We start from the raw sequence: 2042 nt of genomic DNA, 5'->3' as shown, positions 1-2042 counted from the left end.
CAGGTCTTGATGATCCGAACGGCGATCTCGCCTCGGTTCGCTATCAGAATTTTCGAAAACATCTGGACCTAACGCAACTTCACGGCGGTGCCGGCGGCGGTGACCATGAGCATGCCGTTGTCGGCGCCCAAGGATTCGTAATCGAGATCGACGCCGACCACGGCGTCGGCGCCCAGGCGTTCGGCCTCTTCGCACATCTCGCGCAGGGCGATATCACGGGCCTCGCGCAGGGCCTTTTCATAGCCCCCGGCCCGGCCGCCGATGATGTTGGTGATGCCGGCGAACAGGTCGCGGAAGATGTGGGCGCCGATGATCGCCTCGCCGCTCACCACCCCCAGGGTCTGGGCGATGGACCGCTCGGCCACTTCCGGCGTTGTGCTGGTGATCATGAACCCATCCTCCTGCGACGCTCTTTCGCTAAATCCACAGGGACCTTAGATTGGAGCCCATGAGCACGCCAGCCGCCTCCCCCACCGGATTTGACCTCACACCGCCCGACGCGACGGAACGCAAGGGCCTGGAAGCCAGCCTCACCCGCGAAGAGGCCGAAGTCCTGCTGCATCACGGCACGGAGGCCGCCTTCTGCGGCGGCCTGCTGGATAACAAGGAGGACGGCGTCTACTGCTGCCGTCTCTGCGCCCTGCCGCTGTTCCGCGCCCATACGAAGTTCGAGAGCGGCACCGGCTGGCCCAGCTTCTACGCCCCCTATGCCGAGGCCCATGTGGTCGCGATACGCGACACCAGCTACGGCATGCTCCGCATCGAGACCCGTTGCGCCCGGTGCGACAGCCACCAGGGCCATGTCTTCCCAGACGGCCCGCCACCGACCCGGCTGCGCTACTGCATCAACTCGATCTCGCTGGAGTTCGTGCAGGACGGCCAGCCGGTTCGCGACCCCTTGAACCGGGGCGACAACCAGGCCCTGGCGGCCATCCCCGCCTAACGCGGGCGGACCTGCGGCTCTACAACACCGAGGTCTGAGCCAGCTCCGCCGCGGCGATCCGCGCGATGGTGAAGTCCCATAACGGGGGATCGCCGTCGCCCAGGATCCAGGCCGCCGACAGCCCCGCATAGGCCAGGATCCACATCAGCAGCCGGGTCGGTTCGATCCGCGCCTGCTGCGAGACGATCTGCACATGGCGCTGCAGGCGTCCTGGCGCGGCGGCGACCTCGGTGTCTGGATTGCAGAACGGGTTGGCGTAGTCATAGCCACGCTCGCCCAGCAGCCCCTTGGGATCGATGGCCAGCCAGCCGCGATCGAAGTCCAGGATGTTGCCGTGATGGACGTCGCCGTGCAGCACCACGACATCCTGCGGCGTGGCGAGCAGAATGCGGGCGGCCTTGAGCGCGTCGGCCAGCACGCCGCCATGTTTCGTCGCCATCGGCTCCAGTTCGCGGAACCAGATATCCAGCGGCGCCAGACTGGAGGGCGGGGTCGCGCTGCGCGGCACGTGCAGCCCAGCGACCGCCTCGCAGATGATGGTCGTGGCGGCTTCATCCTGGCCGGTCTTGGCCATCTCGATCAGCGAGCGCGGCCCCGTGGCGCGCTCAAGCAGCAGGGCCTCGTCCTGACGGGCCAGCACCCGGGCCGCGCCCTGCCCGTCCCACCATTCCATCACCGCCGCGCCCGCGCGCTCCTCGGGCACGTAGGCCAGCTTGAGCATGGCCGGGGCCTCGCCCTGCCTGACCGGCAGCAGCCAGCTGGCCGTATGCTCGGTGGTGAAGGCCTCGCCGTCCGGGGTCAGCCCCCAGAGGTCGAGCCAGGATTGAAAGCGGGTCCCCGTCACGCCCCACATCTAGGAACGAAACGGGGCGAGGAAAGAGGCGGCGTCGACCAAGCCGCCTAGAGCGGAATATTGTCGTGTTTTTTCCAGGGGTTGGAGAGTTCTTTTCCCCGAAGGTTCTTGAGCGCCCGGGCGACCCTGCGGCGGGTGGAGTGGGGCATGATGACGTCGTCGATATAGCCGCGGGAGGCGGCGACGAAGGGGTTGGCGAAGCGGGCCTTGTAGTCGGCTTCACGTTCGACGATGGCCTCGGCCGTT

General features: G+C 67.3%; 5 protein-coding genes. 1 reads left to right on the top strand and 4 read right to left on the bottom strand.

The features are described from left to right. A partial coding sequence (locus tag ASE02_RS23240; protein WP_156405859.1) for a biotin carboxylase N-terminal domain-containing protein occupies positions 1 to 62 on the bottom strand: 62 nt, incomplete at its 3' end. Between the two features lie 6 nt (positions 63 to 68). Beyond that, on the bottom strand, positions 69 to 389 hold the full coding sequence (locus tag ASE02_RS00345) for a heavy metal-binding domain-containing protein (RefSeq protein ID WP_056730039.1): 321 nt from the start codon (positions 387 to 389) through the stop codon (positions 69 to 71). Positions 390 to 448: 59 nt separating this feature from the next. Between ASE02_RS00345 and msrB the strand changes: the two genes are divergently transcribed. Continuing rightward, positions 449 to 943 (top strand): peptide-methionine (R)-S-oxide reductase MsrB, encoded by a 495-nt coding sequence (gene msrB / locus ASE02_RS00340; RefSeq protein WP_056730037.1) that lies wholly within the window; start codon positions 449 to 451, stop codon positions 941 to 943. A gap of 19 nt (positions 944 to 962) precedes the next feature. Here msrB and ASE02_RS00335 read toward each other — a convergent pair whose 3' ends face one another. Then, on the bottom strand, positions 963 to 1787 hold the full coding sequence (locus tag ASE02_RS00335; RefSeq protein WP_235536543.1) for an aminoglycoside phosphotransferase family protein: 825 nt from the start codon (positions 1785 to 1787) through the stop codon (positions 963 to 965). A 56-nt stretch (positions 1788 to 1843) separates the two neighbouring features. Then, positions 1844 to 2042 (bottom strand): carboxyl transferase domain-containing protein (locus ASE02_RS21865; protein ID WP_304438349.1); only part of this gene is annotated, 199 nt, incomplete at its 5' end.

Source organism: Phenylobacterium sp. Root700, from assembly GCF_001429025.1.
In the GTDB taxonomy this organism is placed as follows: domain Bacteria; phylum Pseudomonadota; class Alphaproteobacteria; order Caulobacterales; family Caulobacteraceae; genus Phenylobacterium.
Note: the sequence above shows the minus strand (reverse complement) of the source record. Positions and strands in the feature narration are given on the sequence as shown.